Consider the following 18,747-nt stretch of genomic DNA (forward strand, 5'->3'; position numbering starts at 1 on the left):
CTATTCGTGTCGCAACGCGTCGATCGGGTTCAGTGCCGCCGCCCGCCGCGCCGGGAAATAGCCGAACACCACGCCGATCACCGCCGATATCGCAAACGCGATCAGGTTGATCTGCAGGTCGAACGTCCATGGCACCTGCATCAACGGCGACAGCGCCAGGATAACCCCCTGCGCGATGATCAGCCCGATCACGCCGCCCAGGCATGACAGCGCCACCGCCTCGACCAGAAACTGCAATAGCACCTCGCGCGCGACCGCGCCGATCGCCAGCCGGATGCCGATCTCGCGCGTCCGTTCGGTCACCGACACCAGCATGATGTTCATGATGCCGATGCCGCCGACGACCAGACTGATCGCCGCCACCGCCGCGACGATGCGGGTCAGCAGCGTGGTCGTGCCGGTCAGCGTGTCGGAGATCTGCTTGGTGTCGAAGATGTTGAAATCGTCGTCGCGCGCGCCCGTCAGATGCCGCCGCTCGCGCAGCAGATCGGTGATCGCCGCCTGCACGTTGCTCGTCTGGTAATCGGTGTCGACGCCGACCAGCATCAGGCGCACGTCGCGGTTACCGGTGAAGCGCCGCTGCACCGTCTTGATCGGCATCACCACGACATCGTCCTGATCGCCGAAGCCGCCTTGCCCGCGTGTCGTCAGCGCACCGATCACGTCGCAGCTGATATTGCCCAGCCGGATACGCGCGCCGACCGGATCGGCCCCGCGAAACAGGTTCTGGCGCACGGTATTGCCGATCAGGCACACGGCCTTCCCCGCCTCCTGCTCCGCCGGCGTCCAGTATCGCCCCAGCGCCAGCGGCCACGGCTGCACCGTCAGGAACGCGCTGGTCGTGCCGTTGATCGAGGTCGACCAGTTGGCGCCCTCGTAGATCGCCGTCGCCGAAGCGCTCGCCTGCGGCGCGACCGCAGTGACGCCCGCGACCTGCTGCGCGATCGCCTCGACGTCCTCCGGCTTGAAATTCGGCGGCTGCGGCCCGCCGCCACCACGACCGAAGCCCTGACCCGGCCGGATCTGGAGAATGTTGCTGCCGAGTGCGCTGATCTGCTGCTGCACCGCCGCCGTCGTCGCCTTGCCCAGCGTCACCATCGTGACGACCGCGCCGACGCCGATGACGATGCCCAGAATGGTGAGGAACGACCGCAACAGATGCCGCCGGATCGACCGCAACGCGAGGATGAGCGTGGTCCCGAGCATCAGGAAAGCCCCTCCTCTTCAGAGGAGGGGTTGGGGGTGGTGGGCGTCTCACCGAGACCAGCGCCAGATGACCCGGCAACCCCAACCCCTCCGTCGGAGAGAAGTGGCTTTTCCGGCTCCGGCATCTGACCCGGCCGATGCTGCGCCTCGATCCGCTCGACCAGCCCGTCCTTGAAGTGGATAACCGTCCGCGCGAACGCCGCCATGTCGGGCTCGTGCGTCACCATCAGCACGGTAATGTTGCTGTTCTGGTTGAGGTCGGTCAGCAATTCCATGATCTCGACGGACCGTTCGGAATCGAGGTTGCCGGTCGGCTCGTCCGCCAGCAGCACGTCGGGCTGCGTCACGATCGCTCGCGCGATGGCGACGCGCTGTTGCTGCCCGCCCGACAATTCGGCCGGGGTGTGATCCCACCAGCGATCCAGCCCGACCTTCGCCAGCGCCGCCATGCCCAGTTCCCGCCGGGCCTTCTTGTCCTCGCCGCGATACAGCAGCGGCAGCTCGACGTTCTCCAGCGCGCTGGTCCGGCTGAGCAGGTTGAACCCCTGAAACACGAAACCGAGATACCGTCGCCGCAGCAACGCACGCTGGTCGCGATCGAGCGTCTCGACGTGATGCCCGCGGAACAGGAACGTTCCCCCCGACGGCACGTCGAGACAGCCGAGGATGTTCATCGTCGTCGACTTGCCCGACCCCGATGGCCCCATGACCGCGACGAAATCGCCCGCCTGGATATCGAGGTCGACGCCCTTCAGCGCCTGGAACTGCGTCGCGCCCATCCCGTACACCTTGGTGACGTTGCGCATCGTGATGAGCGGCTCAGGCATGCCGGTGCTCCGGCGCACGCCGGCGCCCACGACCAGACAGACGGTCGGCCTGCATGTCCCGCAGCCGTGGACTCCTGCCTACGCCGGAGGCCATGGGCACAAGGTCGACTGGCTTACTGCCCACCGGCCGCACCCTGCCGCCGCTGACCGCCGGCTCCGCTCCGCCGCGCTCCCGCCGCGCCGTCGCTGCCGCTCGACAGCTGGCCGGTGATCACCTGTTGCCCCGGCTTCAGGTTGCCGCCCAGCACTTCGGTCATCGTCCCGTTGCTGTCGCCGGTGACGACCTGCACCGGCTGCGGCTTGCCTTCGGCATCCTTGACGTACACCGTCTGGCTCGCCCCGCGCGCCAGCTTGGCGGTTCGCTCGGGCCGGTCGCGGCGCGGACGGAAGGTCAGCGATCCGGCGATGCCGCCGCTCGATGCGCCCGCACCGGCAGCGGTCGGCTTGAACCGCAACGCCGCATTGGGCACCAGCAACACGTTCTGCCGGTCCGACGTGACGATGTCCGCGGTCGCGGTCATTCCCGGTCGCAATTGCAGCGATGGATTGGCGACGGTCAGGTCGGCGGCATAGCTCACCACCTGCCCGGTCGTCGCGGTCGTGGTCGTGGTGGAGGTCGAACTCGCCGAGCTGACCGTCAGGTTCGAACCCAGATCGACCCGCGTGATCTCCGCCGGGAACGTCCGCCCGGGAAAAGCGTCGACGGTGAAATTCGCCTTCTGCCCGACCTTGACCTCGCCGACGTCGGCCTCGTCGATCGCGACCTCCAGCTTCATCTTGCTGAGGTCCTCGGCGATCACGAACAGCGTCGGCGTGTTGAACGACGCCGCGACGGTCGCGCCCGGATCGATCTGACGCGCCAGAACGACACCGTTGACGGGCGAGCGGATGATCGCCCGCGCCCGCTGCGTCTGGCTCTGCGCCAGCGCCGCCTGCGATGCGGTGACGTTGGCCTGTGCGACCCGCAACGCCGCGACGCTGCGCTGGTAGTTCGCCCGGCCCGTCTGCAACTCGGTTCCCGACGGAACGCGGCCACCGGACAGCTTGAACACTTCTTCCAGCCGCGCCAGCTGCGCGCGGCTTTCGCCGACGGTCGCCTGCGCCTGATTCACCTGCGCCTGATTGGCCGCGATCTGCGCCTGTTGCTGGCGGATCTGATCCTCGATCTGTTCGGGATCGATCAACGCCAGCGGCTGGCCCGCCGTAACGCGGTCGTTGACGTCGACCACCACCTTGGTGACCAGCCCGGACAGCTGCGACCCCACCGTCACCTGGTTGGTCGGCGCCAGCTTGCCGGTCGCCGACACGGTCACCGTCAGATTGCCGCGCTCGGCCGCCTGCGTCGAGAAACCAGCCTCCGCCTTCGGCCCGAAACAGCTCTTCAGCAGCAACGCGAGCAGGATGACGCCGATCGCGACGAACACCCATTTCAGGTAGCGCCGCCATACCGGAACCGGCTTTACGCCCAGGAAATCGTCGATCTGTTCGTCGGCCATCAGCGGGTCTCGCCCTCGGGAGTTGGGGTTGCGCCGCGATCGGGCGCTTCGGGGATGACGCTCGCGTCCCAGCCACCGCCGAGCGCATTGTACAGCGCGATCAGCGCGGTCGCCTGATCCGACCGCGCCTGCACGAGGCCGTTCTGCGCGGACAGCAGCGCCGCCTCCTGCTGGTTGAGCGTCGTGAAATCGGTCAGGCCGCTGCGATACTGGCTGCGCGCGAGGATCGCCGACGCGCTGGCGGCGTCATAGGCGATGCGGAATTGAGTCTCGCGCTGCCGCGCCGTGTCGAGCGCGACGATGGCGTTCTCGACATCCTCCAGCGCCGTCAGCACCGTACCGCGATAGGTGGCGAGTGCGGCGTCGGTCGCCGCCTCGCTCGCGCGGACCTGACTGCGCAGCCGCCCGCCGTTGAAGATCGCCTGCGTCAACCCGGCGAACAGGCCGCCGGTGATCGCATCGCCGATGTTGCCGATACTGGTCGCATTGGTGTTGATGTTGCCGGTGATCGCCAGCGCCGGATACAGCCGCGCCTTGGCGACGCCGATCTGCGCCGTCGCCGCGGCGAGCGCCCGCTCGGCCGAACGCACGTCGGGACGCCGGCGCAACGTATCCGCCGGGATACCGACGCCGACCGTCGCCGGCCCCTTCGGGATCGGCTTCGCCGCCGCCAGCGCGCCGCGCAGCGCACCTGGCGCCTGCCCGGTCAGTACGCCCAGCCGCGCAACCGACGCGGCATATTGCTGTTCGATCTGGGGGACGGTCGCGGCCGTTTGCGCCCGTTGGCTGCGTGCCTGTTCGACATCGACCGAGGATACCAGCCCGGCCTGCACGCGAAAGCCGGCGATCTCCAGATTGTCGTCCTGTATCCCCAGACTGGCGCGCGCATTGGCGAGCTGCGCCTGATAGGCACGCGCCAGCACGTAATTGCGCGCGACCTCGCTCTCGACGGTCAGCAGCACCGTCGCATAATCGAACCCGCTCGCCTCGTATTGCGCCCGGCTGGCCTCGACCGTGCGACGGATCTCACCGAACAGTCCGACCTGGTAGCTGGCGGACAGACCGGCGGAAAAGCTGTTGGTGCCGCCCCCGCCCGTGTCGACCACCGTACCGTCCGGCAGCGTGAACGAACGCCCGCCGCCACGCAGATTTTCGTTGCGCTGATAGCCCGCCGAACCCGACAGCGTCGGCAGCAGCGACGCCCGGTTCTGCACCAGCGCCTCGCGCGCCTGCCGCAATCGTGCGATCGCCTGCGCGATATCGGGATTGGCGAGCCGCGATTGTTCGACCAGCTGACCGAGCACGGGGTCGTCGAAGTTCGACCACCAGCGCGTCAGATCCTCCGGGCTTTGCTGTGCCGGCACCGAATAGCCGTCCGGCACGCCGAGATCGGCGGCGCTGTTCGGGCGATAATCGGGACCGACGGTGCAACCGGCCAGCGCCGCGGTGGCGAAAAGAAGGGCAGGAACACGGACCATAGCCTATCATGTGCTGAGCACACCGCGCGCCGTCCAGCGATTTTATGTCGCAATTTGTCTCTTGGTCATGTCAGCGCCGACACATACCGCTTCTATCGCCCCGTGAAGGCCGGCTTCCGCTTCTGAAGGAACGCCATACCGCCCTCCAGCGAATCCGCCGATGCGCGTGCCGTCCGCTGCGCTTCCGCCTCCGCCAGCAACGCCGTCGGATAGTCGCTGTCCAGCGCCCGGCCCAGGGCCTGCCGCATCAGCCCGAGCGCGACCGTCGGCCCTGCCGCCAGCCGGGTCGCCAACGCCAGTGCTTCCGTATCGAGCGCGTCGTCCGCGACGACCTTGTGGATCATCCCCCACTCCAGCGCCTTCGCCGCCGGAACCCGCTCGCCGAGCATCATCATCTCGGCGGCCCGCGCGCGTCCGATCAGCCGCGGCAGCATCCAGGACGCGCCGCCATCGGGCACCAACCCGATATTGACGAAGGCCTGCAAAAAATAGGCCTCCGCACTAGCCACACAAAAATCCACCGCCAGTGACAGCGAGCAGCCGATTCCCGCCGCCGGGCCACGCACTGCGCTGACCACCGGGACGCCCAGTTCGGCTATGGCGGTGATCGTCGGATTATAATGCTGCGTGAGTGCGGCATACGTCGTCTCGCCCGGATCGTCGCTGCCCAGCGCGCCGCCGCCGACGTCCGCCCCCGAACAGAACGCCCGCCCCGCCCCCGCGATCAACACCGCGCGCGCGCCGTCCAGATTATCGAGAGCGGCCCGTAGTTCGTCGAACATGGCCGGCGGCGCCGCATTCAGCCGCTCGGGCCGGTTCAGCGTCAGCACCAGAACGTCGCCACGCGCCTCGGCCAGAATGTGCCGGTAGGTCATCAGACTCACCCCCGCTGTGCGCAGCGCGCCATGGTCGGGACTGCGATGATGTGGTGCACCCGACTGGATTCGAACCAGTGGCCTCTGCCTTCGGAGGGCAGCGCTCTATCCAGCTGAGCTACGGGTGCCTGGAGACGGCGCGTAGCAAAGGGTCGCACGCTACGCCAGTGGGATTATGCTACCGCATCTGCCGCAACGGACTTCGGTGGCGGCGTCTTCGGTTTGTACACACACAGGTCGGCGACGATACAACGCCAACATTCCGGCCGCCGCGCCTTGCAGACGTAACGCCCGTGCAGGATCAGCCAGTGATGCGCGTGAAGGCGAAAGGGCTGCGGCGTTGCTTTGTCGAGCGTCGTCTCGACGGCTAGCGGCGTCTTGCCGCGGGCAAGACCGGTACGGTTGCCGACGCGGAAGATATGTGTGTCCACGGCAAACGTCTCCGCACCGAACGCGACGTTCATCACGACGTTCGCCGTCTTGCGCCCTACGCCGGGCAGCCGTTCCAGCGCGGCACGATTCGCCGGAACCGCGCTGTCATGTTCCGCGATCAGCGCTTCCGACAAGGCAATGACGTTCTTCGCCTTGGTATTGAACAGCCCGATCGTCCGGATGTGCTGCTTCAGCGCGTCAAGCCCGAGCGCCACCATCTGCTCCGGTGTCTCCACCTTCGGGAACAGCGCGCGCGTCGCCTTGTTGACGCCGGCATCGGTCGCCTGCGCCGACAGCACCACGGCGACGAGCAACTGATAGGCATTGTTCGATTCGAGTTCGGTTTCCGGGTGCGGATTGGCCTCCGCCAGCCGCCGGTAGAGCTCGAAGACGTCGGCCTTCTTCACAGGTCCGTTGCCTTCACAGGCCCAGCACGTCGCCCATGCGGTAACGCCCTGCCGGCTGCCGCGCGATCCACATCGCGGCGCGTACGGCCCCCTTGGCGAAGATGCTGCGATCCTGCGCCAGATGCGCCAGCTCGATCCGCTCTCCCTCGCTGGCGAACACGACATTATGGTCGCCGATCACCGATCCGCCGCGCACCGAGGCCATACCGATCGTTCCCTCGGTCCGAGCGCCGGTCAGCCCGGCGCGGCCATCGACGCGCAGTTCGGACAGAGTCGTCCCCCGCCCTGCCGCCGCCGCTTCACCCAGCAGGATCGCGGTGCCGGACGGCGCATCCACCTTGTGCCGGTGGTGGCTCTCGACGATCTCGATATCCCAATCGGTGCCGAGCTTCGCCGCGGCGTCGCGAACCAGCTGCGCCAGCAGCGTCACCCCGAGCGAGGTGTTGCCGGTCTGGAGCACCGCGATATCCGCCGCTGCCGCATCGATTGCGGCATGCTGTGCCTGTGTCAGCCCGGTGGTGCCGATCACCAGCGGTGTACCCGCGGCGCGCGCGATAGCGAGATGCGCCTCAAGCGCCGACGGTGTCGAGAAATCGACCAGTACGTCCGCCACCCGCGCGAGCGCCGCAGGATCACCGCCCGCATCGACGCCGCCGGCCAGCCTCGCCCCCTCTGCCGCGATCTGTTCGGCGATGGCACGCCCCATGCGACCGCTGCTGCCGTAGATGCCGATCGCGGTCATGCGCGTCCTCCGACACGGCAGGAAACGGACAAGCGCTGGCGGGAGAACATCATGGGCGGCTTGTGGCATAAAGCATGCGCCGGGGACAGGCAGCGCGCGCAAGGTCCGCCAAACGTGGTGCCTTTTCCGCTGTACCGATACGGGATGGCAGCTACGCTGTACCGATGAATAGCGTCCGCAATATCGTCGTCCTGACCGGAGCAGGCATCTCCGCCGAATCCGGTATCGCCACCTTTCGGGGGCCGGGCGGGATGTGGGAGGGCCATCGCGTCGAGGACGTGTGTACGCCAGAGGCGCTGGCGCACGACCCGGCGCTGGTACACCGGTTTTACGATCTCCGTCGGGCGGCGCTGGCGACCGTCGAACCGAACGCGGCACATCATGCGCTGGCACGGCTCGACCGGGAATGGCGCGGCGAGTTGCTGATCGTCACGCAGAACGTCGACGACCTGCACGAGAGGGCAGGTACGCGCCGTCTGCTGCACATGCACGGGGCGCTGCAATCGGCGCTGTGCGCGGCATGCGAAGAACGCCGGCACTGGATGGATGCGCTGCCCGTCGGGTCGCGCTGCGATGCGTGCGGCGCAGCGGCGTTACGGCCCGATATCGTGTTCTTCGGCGAAATGCCCTATCGGATGGAGCGGATCGAAACGGCACTGGCGCAGGCCGACCTGTTCGTATCGATCGGCACGTCGGGTGCGGTCTACCCCGCGGCGGGATTCGTCCAGCTGGCGGATGCCTGCGGCGCCGATACGCTGGAGCTGAACCTAGAACGGTCGGCGGGCAGCGATAGCTTTGCCGAAACGCGCCTCGGGCGAGCCGGCGAGCTGGTGCCGGAATGGGTCGAGGCGGTGCTCGGCGCCGCCTGACGCCTATTCCACCCAGTCGAGCCCCAGATCCTTGTAGACGTCGCGATCCTCGTCCCAGCCGGGCTTGACCTTGACGTGCAGGTAGAGGTGGACCGGCCGGCCCATGATGCCCGCCAGCTCCGTCCGCGCGCGCGCACCGATCTCCTTGATACGGCTGCCGCCCTTGCCGAGTACGATCGCACGCTGCGTCGGGCGCTCGACGAGGATCTGCTGGTGGATCTCGACCGATCCGTCCTCGCGTTCGCTATACTTCTCGGTTTCCACCGTGCTTGCGTACGGCAGCTCGGCATGCAGTTGAAGATACAGCTGCTCGCGCGTCACCTCCGACGCCAGCGCGCGCTCGGTCGCGTCGGACACCTGATCCTCGGGATAATGCCATGGTCCCGTCGGCATCGCCGCGGCGAGTGCGGACTTCAGCTCTGGCAGGCCGTCGCCGGTCTGAGCCGAGACGAACCACGTATCGGCGAAGTGCATCAGCGCATTCAGCTTCTCTGCGTGGAGCAGCAGCTTCGGCTTGTCCGCGACGTCGACCTTGTTGAGGATCAAGATCTTCGGCTCGGGGCGATCCTTCAGCGCCCCGGCGATCGCGGTGACCTTGGACCCGATGCCGCCCTTGCCGTCAACGACGAGCGCGATCATGTCCGCGCCCTCGGTGCCGCTCCACGCGGCCGACACCATTGCGCGGTCGAGCCGACGCTGCGGTTCGAAGATACCGGGCGTGTCGACCAGCAGGATTTGCGCATCCCCCTCGATCGCGACGCCGAGCAGCTTGGTCCGCGTCGTCTGCGCCTTGGGGCTGACGATCGCGACCTTCTGTCCGACGAGCGCGTTCACCAGCGTGGACTTGCCGGCGTTGGGTGCACCGACGACGGCGACAAGGCCGCAATGTTGATTTTGGGTCATGGTCGCTTCTTTGGGGGGCTTGGGAGTGGAGGGCAAGGCGAGCGCTTCGCTCATCCGGTCAGCTTCGCCAGCAGCGCCTTCGCTGCCGCGGTTTCCGCTACCTGCTTGTTCGCGCCCTCGGCCGTCGCGTCGGCAAAGGTACCGATCCTGACCTGTACCTTGAACCGCGGAGCATGATGCGGCCCGCTACGGTCGATCACGAAATATTCCGGGGTGCGCCGGCCCGCCGCGGCGGCCCATTCCTGCAGGGCGGATTTCGGATGCTGCGGCGCCTTGTGGCCGCTCTGGACACGGGCACCCCAGGCCTTGCGGACGAAGCTGCGCGCGCCATCCAGGCCGGTTTCGCGATACCAGGCGCCGATCAGCGCTTCCATCACGTCACCCAGGATATTGTCGCTTTCATATGCGCCATCGTCGCGAGCCTGCTTGCCGAGGCGCAGGTAGGCTCGCACGCCCATCTCCCGCGCCACGTCGGCGCAGACCGCACCGGTGACCAGAGCATTGAGCCGCTTGGACAATTGACCCTCGGGCTCGGTGGGGAACAGCTCCCACAGCCATTCCGCCATGACGAGGCCGAGCACACGGTCGCCAAGGAATTCCAGCCGCTCGTAATTCTCGGCCGCCTGACTGCCATGCGTCAGCGCCCGTTCGTAGGGTTTCAGGTCGGCAGGCTTGCGACCGAACGTCGCGCTCAGCCAACCGGACAGATCGCTGCTCAGAAGCCCTCTCCCACGCGGCTCCAGCGAGCGGCGGTGAACCAACTGAACGGGTTGATCCACGACGCATTGCCGTCGGTGGAGAAGAAGGTCACGACCGCCTTGCCCTCGATCCGCTCCATCGGGATGTAACCCATGCCGATCGGCGCCGGGAAACGGCTGTCGGCGCTGTCGTCGCGGTTGTCGCCCATCAGGAACACGTTGCCGGCGGGTACGGTGTACAGGCCGGTGTCGTCGGCCTGCGGAATATCCGCCTGATCAAGCACCATATAGCTTTTGCCATTGGGCAAGGTCTCGCGAAACCGGGGATAGCGGCAGACGGGAGCACCGGCGGCATCGACGTCCTGGAAGCTCGCACCGCATTTTTCGGCGTCGAAATTGCCGGTCAACGGCAGGACGAAATCCGCGACGCGCTGCTTGGGAATGGCTTTCCCGTTCAGGATCACCTGACCGCGGCGCACCTGGATCGTATCGCCCGGCAGGCCGATGACGCGTTTTATCACGTCGTGATCGTCCGGCTCGGGCGACCGGAACACGACGACATCGCCGCGGGTCGGGTCACGGCCCAGAATGCGCCCGGGGATCAGTGGTACGCCATAGGGCAGCGACCAGCGCGAGTAGCCATAGTTCCACTTGGTGACGAACAGATAGTCGCCGATCAACAGTCGCGGCAGCATCGATTCCGAGGGGATCGAAAAGGGCGCGAAGATGAAGCTGCGCAAGATCAGCACCGCCAGCGCGAGCTTCACCAGGAAGCGCATCGTCTCGTTAAGTTCGGAGCGCTGCGGTTTCGGTTCGGCAGCGGCTATCGCGGGGGTCTCGTCCATAGATGCGGAGCCTTAGCGCTCCCTGCGCGTCCTGAGTAGTCGTTCCGCGCGGACCGACAGGACTTGTCCTGTAACACAGGTTCGATACGGAGCTGTCACGAACACCCCCTCCCCGAAGGATGGATATAATGAGCGACTGGACCGCGATCGAAGCCCTGCCCTCCCCGAAGCTCACCGAGCTGTTCGATCAGGACGGCGAGCGGCTGTCGAAGTTCAGCCTTGACGTGGCCGGCATCCATTTCGACTGGTCGAAGACGCATCTGACCACCGAGGCGGTAGATGCCTTCGCTGCGCTCGCCAGGGTGCAGGATCTGGCTGGCAAGCGCGATGCGATGTTTGGTGGCGAGCATGTCAACGTTACCGAGGACCGCCCGGTCGAACACACCGCCGAGCGCGGCGAAGGCAATGCCGAGAGTGTCGCGCGCGCTCGCAAGTTCCATGAACGGATGCGCTCGCTGATCGACGCAATCGAAGGCGGCGCGCTCGGCGACATCCGCCACGTGCTGCACATCGGTATCGGCGGATCGGCGCTAGGGCCGCATCTGCTGATCGACGCATTGGGGCGCGAGGATGCGCGTTACGACGTGGCGATCGTCTCCAACGTGGACGGTGTCGCGCTGGAGGATGCGATCAAGGATTTCGATCCTGCTGCGACGCTGCTGGTGCTCGCCTCCAAGACCTTCACCACCAAGGAAACGCTGCTCAATGCCCAGTCGGCGCTGCAGTGGATGACCGAACATGGCGTCGAGGACCCGTACGGCAAGGTCATCGCGCTGACCGCCGCTCCGGACAAGGCGATGGAATGGGGCGTTGACGAAACCCGCATCCTGCCGTTCGGCGAGGGGGTCGGCGGGCGCTATTCGCTCTGGTCGTCGATCGGCTTCCCCGCGGCGATCGGCCTCGGCTGGGGCGCGTTCGAGGAATTGCTGGAAGGCGCGGCGGAAATGGACCGCCATTTCCGCCTGACCGCGCTGCATGAGAATGCGCCGGCGCTCGCCGCCTTCGCCGACCTTTATTATACGCAGGTTCGCCACGCCGAGACGCGCGCGCCCTTCGCCTATGATGAACGGCTGCGCCTGCTGCCGAGTTACCTCCAGCAACTCGAGATGGAGTCGAACGGCAAGGGCGTGAAGATCGACGGCACGCCGGTCGGTCGGCTGACCGCGGCGATCACCTGGGGCGGCGTCGGCACCGACGCGCAACATGCTGTGTTCCAGCTGCTGCATCAGGGGACGCATCTGGTCCCGGTCGAGTTCATCGCAGTGATCGAACCGGGCGATACGCTGGCCGAGGATCACCACCGTGAATTGCTCATCAATGCCTTCGCGCAGGGCGCCGCGCTGATGAAGGGCAAGCAGGTCGACGACCCCGCGCGCAGCTATTCGGGCGATCGGCCGTCGTCGACGCTGCTGCTCGATGTGCTCGACCCTCGGACGCTCGGCGCATTGATCGCCTTCTACGAGCATCGCGTGTTCGTGAACGGCGTGCTGCTGGGAATCAATTCGTTTGATCAGTTCGGCGTCGAGCTGGGCAAGGAAATGGCCAAGGCCGCGGACAAGGGCGGACAATCGTTCGACCCCTCCACCGAGGATCTGATTCGCCGCGCCGGTCTGGATTGATGGCGTCGATCGGGATCCTCGTGCGTTGAGCGACGATGATCCCGATCCTGCTCGCCGCGGCGCTGGCCGCGCCATCGACGGTCGCCGACATGCGATGGCAGAAACGTGTGCTGCTACTAGCTGCGCCGACACCCGACGATCCCGGCATCGCAGCCCAACGGCAGGCGCTGGTCGGTTGGGATGCTGAGGCACTGGAACGGGATCTTGCCATCGTGACGGTGATCGGCGACCGCGTCTTTGGGTCGACCGATCCAGGGCCGAACTTGCGCGCGCGATATCGGATACCGGCAGGCCGGTTCGTTGCGATCCTGATCGGCAAGGATGGCGGCGAAAAGATGCGCGCGGCGAAGCCCATCGCGCCGCAGGTATTGGCGGAGGCAATCGATGCGATGCCGATGTGGCGCGCGGGACAGCACTGATTGCAGATCCGTCGGATGTTCGACTATGAGTATTGCCGCGGCGGAAGATACACATGCGGATCGACATCAACGATTGGCGAGTGACCGATGCCGCAGCCCGCAATGATCGCCACTTGCGCAGTCAAGGCATCACGGTCGGCAAATCGATCGATAAGCTGATCGCCAAACGCTGCATTATCGACCGACCGCCCCTACTTTACAGTGTTCGGGACTTCGATCCCGTCATTCAGCATCTCGGCCCGCGGTCGGCGATGGACCTTGCTAGCGGAGTGAATTGATGGCCGACTATGATTACGATCTCTTCGTCATTGGAGCAGGGTCGGGCGGCACCCGGGCGAGCCGCGTCGCCGCTGCGCATGGCGCTAGAGTAGCCGTGGCGGAGGAATATCGCGTCGGTGGCACCTGCGTGATCCGGGGCTGCGTGCCGAAGAAGCTGCTGATCTACGGTGCCCATTTCGCCGAAGATCTGAAGGATGCAAAGCGCTTCGGCTGGCAGGTGCCGGACCAGTGCGACTTCGACTGGAAGACGCTGCGTGACAACGTGCTGGAAGAGGTCGACCGGATCAACGGCGCCTACACCCAGACGCTGGAGAACCACGGCGTCGAGATCATCCACCAGCGCGCGACGATCACCGGTCCGCACAGCGTCCGGTTGGCGGATGGGACGGAAAAGACGGCGGAGCGTATCCTCGTCGCGGTCGGCGCGCGGCCGGCCGTCCCGCCATGTTCCGGCGCCGAACACGGCATCACCAGCAACGAAGCGTTCCATCTCGACGCCCTTCCGAAGCGGGTACTGATCGCCGGTGCCGGGTATATCGCCAACGAATTCGCCGGCATCTTTCACCAGCTCGGCGCACACGTCATCATCATGAACCGGACGCAGGACATCCTGCGCGGTTACGACCTGTCGATCCGCGATCGCCTGCTCCAGATCAGCATGATGAAGGGATTGGAATTCAAGTTCGATGCGAATTTCGAAGGCATCGACAAGGGTGAGGACGGGTGCCTCACGGTCCGTATGTCCGGCCATGAGCCGGTGACGGTGGACATGGTGATGTTCGCAACCGGCCGCGTGCCGAACACCGAGGATCTCGGACTGGAAGATGCCGGCGTGACGCTGGAAAAGGGCGCGATCGTCGTCGACGAGCATAACCGTTCCAACATCGACAGCATCTTCGCGATCGGCGATGTCACCAATCGCATCCAGCTGACGCCGATCGCGATCCGGGAGGGGCAGGCGTTCGCCGACACCTATTATGGCAACAAGCCGACGGTCGTCGATTACGCCAACATCCCGTCTGCGGTCTTCAGCCATCCGCCGCTCGCCGGCGTCGGCATGACCGAGAGCGAGGCCAAGCAGAAGCTGGGGTCGGTCAGCGTCTATTCCTCGGACTTCCGGCCGATGAAGAACGTGCTGGCCGGCCGCAACGAACGGGCGCTCTACAAGATGGTGTGCGATGGCGAGACGGGACGGATCGTCGGCCTCCACATGATCGGACCCGACGTACCGGAAATCCTGCAAGCCGCAGCGATCGCGGTGAAGGCCGGCCTGACCAAGGCGCAGTTCGACGAGACGGTCGCGCTCCACCCGACGATGGCGGAAGAACTCGTGTTGATGAAGTAAGCTTCGCCACACGACCGTCGGGCAAGCCAAGCAACCCGGGACGCCGTAAGGCGCTCCGGGTGACGACATCGGCGTTGACGGTGAGGTGGCTCGACGACCGCCGACGATCGTTTCTCAGGCTCCGACGAAGCGCCCGGGGCGGCGTTCGTTCACCGCCCTCACCCCTTCGGCGAAGTCTCCGGTCTTCTGCAGCCACGCCTGTTCCGCCAGCTCGTGATCGGTCTGACGCTGCACCAGATCGAACAGATCGCCGCGCATCGTCGCGCGGGTCGATCGGACCGCGAGCGGCGCACCGGCGGCAATCTCCTGGGCCAACGCCAGCGCCTCGGCGCGCAGGCGATCGGCGGACGCCAGCACGTCGACCAGCCCCCATTCCGCCGCCTGCTCGCCTTTGATCCGTCGCGCGGTCAGGTTCATCAGCAACGCGCGCTGGCGTCCGACGACCCGCTCCAGCACCGCCGAAATACCGAAGCCGGGATGGAAACCCAGCGCCACGAAATTGGCGACGAAGCGCGCTTCGGGCGCAGCGACGCGGAAATCGGCGACGAGCGCGAGACCCAGCCCCGCTCCCACCGCAGCCCCCTGCACCGCAGCGACTACCGGCGTCTGCACGGCGTACAATCGTGCCGCCGCCACATAGAACGGGTTACGGCTGCCGGCAGGTTGATCTTCGGCCACCGGATTGTCGCGCGCCAGATCGGCACCGGCGCAAAAGATCCGGCCATCCGACTGGAGTACGATCGCGCGCACGTCCGGATCGGCATCCGCGGCAGAGAATGCCGCCCCGATCGCCTCGATCGTCGCGAGATCGGCGAAATTGTGGGGTGGCCGCGCAAAGGTCACGATTGCGACATGGCCGTCCCGAACGACCTGGATGGACGGTGCTGAAGCGGATGGGGCGTTGCTCATCGTGACATTGTGCCGTGTCGCGGATGCACATGCCAGCCATCAAGCGTCGAAAGCACCGTTGCAGCAATATCACGGTCGTGGACAGAAGTGGCTCCGGTTCGGAACCGTAATGGTTTTCGCCGTATTGAACTGGTGTTGTCGGACACTCCACCATAAGGGAGCGGCCCTTCGACACGATAGAGGCGGACCACCGCCCGATCACACCATGGGACGGAGCGTCTTGCTCCACTCCGGGGAGGGATGAACAGGGCGCGGTGGCCGGCACCATCGCTTCCCCGACGGCCGGACGGGATATCGGCCGCAGCTCCTTTCCCCGGTCGCAGGATAACAGCTGCATTCGCCGCCGGGCGGATCGCGCAGGGGAACAGACATGAAGACCACCACGATCGTGGCGCTGCGCGCCGCACTTGCCACCACCACCGTCCTTGGCGGCATCGCGATGACCGCGCCGGTCGCGGCGCAGACCACGACCGCGCAGGTACGCGGTCAGGTTCGCGGCGCGGATGGCGCGCCCGTCGGGGCCGCAACGGTGACCGCCGTCAGCACCGCGACCAATCAGACCTTCCGCGCGACCAGTGACGCGAACGGCAGCTATACGCTGAACGGCCTGCGTCCGGGCGAATACCGCATCACGATCGCGGGTGCCGACGGGTCGGTGTTCGAGCGCGTTGTGGTGGTCGGCGTCGGCCAGTCCGCCACACTCGATGCCACGCTCGGCGCTGCACAGACCGAGACGACGACGGTACCCGGCGGAACCACAGCGGGCGATAACGGCGAGATCGTGGTCACCGGCAGCCGTCTGGTCGAGACGCGTACCAGCGAAGTCGCGACCAACGTCAGCCAGACGCAGATCCGCACGCTGCCGCAGACCGATCGCAACTTCCTGTCGTTCGCCGCGCTGGCTCCCGGCGTCCGCTACAACGACAGCGAAACCGACAAGGGCTTCAGCTCGGGCGCATCGACGGCCAGCCAGGTCAACGTGTTCGTCGACGGCATCAGTCTGAAGAACAAGCTCCGCGAGGGCGGCGTCGCCGGTCAGCAGAACAGTCGCGGCAATCCGTTCGGCCAGCTTGCCGTGCAGGAATTCCGTGTTCTGACCCAGAACTACAAGGCGGAATACGAGCAGGCCGGCGCGGCAGTCATCACCTCGGTGACCAAGTCGGGCACAAACGAATTCCATGGCGAGGTCTTCGGCCAATACACCGACAAGAAGCTGAGCGAGAAGGCCTTCCTCGACAAGCTCAACAACCGTCCCGAACCCGCGTTCGAGCGCAAGCAATACGGCATCGCGCTGGGCGGCCCGATCATCAAGGACAAGCTGTTCTTCTTCGGCACGTACGAAGGCAACGATCAGGATCGTGCCTTCAACGTCGCCTCGACCGCCTCGGCGACGCAGCGGGCGGACTTCGAACGGATCAGCGGACGTCGCCTGAACGAATTTGAAGGCGCGTTCGTCAGCCCGTTCCGCGGCGACTTCTACTTCGGCAAGCTGACCTTCACGCCGGATTCGAACCAGGTGTTCGACCTGTCGTACAGCCGTCGCTCGGAAACCGATATTCAGGGCTTCGGTGGTAACACCTCGTTCTCGGCGGCTGAGAACAAGATCAATACAGTCGATACCTATCTGTTCAAATGGACGTACACCGGCGATAACTTCGTCAACGAAGTCAACGTCAACTATCTCAACTACAAGTTCAGCCCGACCTCGTTGAACCCCGACCTGCCACAGTTCGACTACCAGGGCATCATCGTGTTCGGCGGCAAGGATTCGACCCGCCGCGAAGTCCAGCAGAGCTACACCCTCCGTGACGACGTGACGTGGACCGCGATCGACGGTCACACGATCAAGGTCGGCGGTCGCGTCGAGGTGACCGACATCGAATTCAACAACCAGTCGTTCATCCAGCCGCGCTACACCTTCACCACGGCCGGCGCGAACACGCCGAACGACCTTACCGACGACACCAACATCTCATTCCCGGCCGAAGCACGCCTTGGCCTGGGCAACGGCCGCATCTTCGGTGCGAACACCCAGCTCGGCTTCTATGCCCAGGACGATTGGGACGTCACCGATCGACTCCAGTTGAACGTCGGTGTCCGCTACGATTACGAAACGAACGGCTTCAACAATCATTACGTCACACCCGGCCGGGCCGCGGCGGCGTTGCGCTCGTTGCCCAGCACGTTCTACTTCAATCCCGAGGATTACATCACGGACGGCAACGATCGTTCGCCGTTCAAATGGGCATTCGCGCCGCGCTTTGGCTTTTCGTGGGACATCAACGACGACCAGAGCACCGTCATCTTCGGCGGCGCGGGCCGGTACTATGATCGCAACAACTTCAACAACACCGTCGACGAACTCAGCCGGACGATCAATCCGATCGGCCTGTTCCGCTTCTCGGCGACCGGCCTGCCGCGCAACGGCCAGCCGACGGTCCCGTGGAACCCGTCTTACCTGACCCGTGACGGTCTGCTGGCACTGGCGGCGACTTCGACACAGGGCCTGCCGGAACTGTTTGCGGTCAAGAACGACGCCAAGCCTCCGGTCAACGACCAGTTCAGCCTCGGCGTCCGCCAGAAGGTCGGTGTATTCCAGGCATCGGTGACCGCGTCCTACCAGCGCGGCCGCAACGGCTATACCAACCTGTTTGCGACCCGTCAGAACAACGGTCTGGGCGGTTGCTGCAACACAGCCAGCGCGATCCGCAACGGCTATGCCAACGTCATCGTCGGCTATGACGGCCTCGATACCCGGTACAAGGCGATCTACTTCACGCTCGACAAGAACTACACGCAGGCGAGCGGCTGGGGCGTCAACATCGCCTACACGCTGGGCAAGGCCGAGAAGAACGGCGGCGATCTGTTCAGCCTCGATGGTCTGACGCCGGACGGCTACGGCTGGCGCAACAGCCCGGGCGACGAACGTCACCGGGTCGTGCTGTCGTCGATCATCGACCTGCCGCTGAACTTCCAGTTCTCGACCCTGACGACGCTGGGTTCGGGTTCGGCGTATAACGTTACCGACGGAACGCGCGGCACGGATAGCGGTGCCGCTCTGCCGACCACCTTCTATCCGATCAAGAACTGCATCAAGGGCCTGTTCGCTTTCTGCGAAGTAAACCTGACCTTGGCCAACAAGACCAAGATCTTCGGCAACCACGAAGTGGAGCTGGCGCTCGACGTCCTTAACGCCTTCAACAATAAGAACTTCAGCGGATTCGATGGCTTCTTCAGCGCAAGCGATCCGCTGATCCGCACAGAGATCGGCACCAGCACGATCACCCTGCCCCGGCGCCTTCAGCTGCGCGCCGGATATCGCTTCTGACCTGCACGGGCGGCCTTTTCCCAAAGGTCGCCCGCTCCTTTCCGGTTCTGCGTAACAACATGAGGCGTTT

16 protein-coding genes, 1 tRNA gene and 1 pseudogene are annotated in these 18,747 nt (G+C 65.6%); 6 read left to right on the forward strand and 12 right to left on the reverse strand.

Features of this window, described 5'->3' with window-relative positions; all coding sequences use genetic code 11:
• From NF699_06800 to dapB, 8 genes and pseudogenes are all read right to left on the reverse strand, one after another.
• Complete coding sequence (locus NF699_06800) at nt 1-1,206, reverse strand: ABC transporter permease (protein USU06363.1); 1,206 nt, start codon at nt 1,204-1,206, stop codon at nt 1-3.
• A 146-nt stretch (nt 1,207-1,352) separates the two neighbouring features.
• Nucleotides 1,353-2,033 (reverse strand): annotated as a pseudogene (locus tag NF699_06805) (ABC transporter ATP-binding protein).
• A 113-nt stretch (nt 2,034-2,146) separates the two neighbouring features.
• Nucleotides 2,147-3,529 (reverse strand): efflux RND transporter periplasmic adaptor subunit, encoded by a 1,383-nt coding sequence (locus NF699_06810; protein ID USU06364.1) that lies wholly within the window; start codon nt 3,527-3,529, stop codon nt 2,147-2,149.
• Nucleotides 3,529-5,007 (reverse strand): efflux transporter outer membrane subunit, encoded by a 1,479-nt coding sequence (locus NF699_06815; protein ID USU06365.1) that lies wholly within the window; start codon nt 5,005-5,007, stop codon nt 3,529-3,531. The genes NF699_06810 and NF699_06815 overlap by 1 nt, the downstream gene beginning before the upstream one ends.
• Nucleotides 5,008-5,099: 92 nt before the next feature.
• Nucleotides 5,100-5,882: an enoyl-CoA hydratase-related protein gene (locus tag NF699_06820; protein USU06366.1), complete on the reverse strand. Its 783-nt coding sequence runs from the start codon at nt 5,880-5,882 to the stop codon at nt 5,100-5,102.
• A gap of 51 nt (nt 5,883-5,933) precedes the next feature.
• Nucleotides 5,934-6,010, reverse strand: a tRNA-Arg gene (locus tag NF699_06825).
• Nucleotides 6,011-6,055: 45 nt separating this feature from the next.
• On the reverse strand, nt 6,056-6,721 hold the full coding sequence (gene nth, locus NF699_06830; GenBank protein ID USU06367.1) for an endonuclease III: 666 nt from the start codon (nt 6,719-6,721) through the stop codon (nt 6,056-6,058).
• 13 nt (nt 6,722-6,734) lie between these two features.
• Nucleotides 6,735-7,463, reverse strand: a complete 729-nt coding sequence (gene dapB / locus NF699_06835) for a 4-hydroxy-tetrahydrodipicolinate reductase (GenBank protein ID USU06368.1) — start codon at nt 7,461-7,463, stop codon at nt 6,735-6,737.
• A gap of 164 nt (nt 7,464-7,627) precedes the next feature.
• Here dapB and NF699_06840 point away from each other — a divergent pair, with 164 nt between their 5' ends.
• Nucleotides 7,628-8,332: an NAD-dependent deacylase gene (locus NF699_06840; protein ID USU06369.1), complete on the forward strand. Its 705-nt coding sequence runs from the start codon at nt 7,628-7,630 to the stop codon at nt 8,330-8,332.
• 3 nt (nt 8,333-8,335) lie between these two features.
• Here NF699_06840 and era read toward each other — a convergent pair whose 3' ends face one another.
• From era to lepB, 3 genes are read right to left on the reverse strand one after another with little or no spacing between them, the layout of a single operon-like run.
• Nucleotides 8,336-9,235: a GTPase Era gene (era, locus tag NF699_06845; protein USU06370.1), complete on the reverse strand. Its 900-nt coding sequence runs from the start codon at nt 9,233-9,235 to the stop codon at nt 8,336-8,338.
• Between the two features lie 50 nt (nt 9,236-9,285).
• Entirely contained in the window at nt 9,286-9,996 is a 711-nt protein-coding gene (rnc, locus tag NF699_06850) for a ribonuclease III (GenBank protein USU06371.1), read from the reverse strand.
• Nucleotides 9,951-10,778: a signal peptidase I gene (lepB, locus tag NF699_06855; protein USU06372.1), complete on the reverse strand. Its 828-nt coding sequence runs from the start codon at nt 10,776-10,778 to the stop codon at nt 9,951-9,953. The genes rnc and lepB overlap by 46 nt, the downstream gene beginning before the upstream one ends.
• A 128-nt stretch (nt 10,779-10,906) precedes the next feature.
• On the opposite strand from lepB, the gene pgi reads away from it, so the two are divergent.
• The 4 genes from pgi to gorA are packed head-to-tail and all read left to right on the forward strand — an operon-like array spanning nt 10,907 to nt 14,440.
• Nucleotides 10,907-12,397, forward strand: a complete 1,491-nt coding sequence (gene pgi / locus NF699_06860) for a glucose-6-phosphate isomerase (protein ID USU06373.1) — start codon at nt 10,907-10,909, stop codon at nt 12,395-12,397.
• Between the two features lie 35 nt (nt 12,398-12,432).
• A complete protein-coding gene (locus NF699_06865) occupies nt 12,433-12,816 on the forward strand; it encodes a DUF4174 domain-containing protein (protein USU06374.1) in 384 nt (127 codons plus the stop codon).
• 53 nt (nt 12,817-12,869) lie between these two features.
• Nucleotides 12,870-13,094, forward strand: a complete 225-nt coding sequence (locus NF699_06870) for a hypothetical protein (GenBank protein USU06375.1) — start codon at nt 12,870-12,872, stop codon at nt 13,092-13,094.
• Nucleotides 13,094-14,440: a glutathione-disulfide reductase gene (gene gorA, locus NF699_06875; GenBank protein USU06376.1), complete on the forward strand. Its 1,347-nt coding sequence runs from the start codon at nt 13,094-13,096 to the stop codon at nt 14,438-14,440. The genes NF699_06870 and gorA overlap by 1 nt, the downstream gene beginning before the upstream one ends.
• A 114-nt stretch (nt 14,441-14,554) precedes the next feature.
• Here the strand turns inward: gorA and NF699_06880 are convergent, their stop codons facing one another.
• Nucleotides 14,555-15,349: an enoyl-CoA hydratase/isomerase family protein gene (locus NF699_06880; GenBank protein USU06377.1), complete on the reverse strand. Its 795-nt coding sequence runs from the start codon at nt 15,347-15,349 to the stop codon at nt 14,555-14,557.
• Between the two features lie 370 nt (nt 15,350-15,719).
• Between NF699_06880 and NF699_06885 the strand changes: the two genes are divergently transcribed.
• Nucleotides 15,720-18,677, forward strand: coding sequence for a TonB-dependent receptor (locus tag NF699_06885; GenBank protein USU06378.1), 2,958 nt, complete (start codon nt 15,720-15,722; stop codon nt 18,675-18,677).
• Nucleotides 18,678-18,747: the final 70 nt, after the last annotated feature.

The organism is Sphingomonadaceae bacterium OTU29LAMAA1, from assembly GCA_024072375.1.
Classification (GTDB): domain Bacteria; phylum Pseudomonadota; class Alphaproteobacteria; order Sphingomonadales; family Sphingomonadaceae; genus Sphingomonas.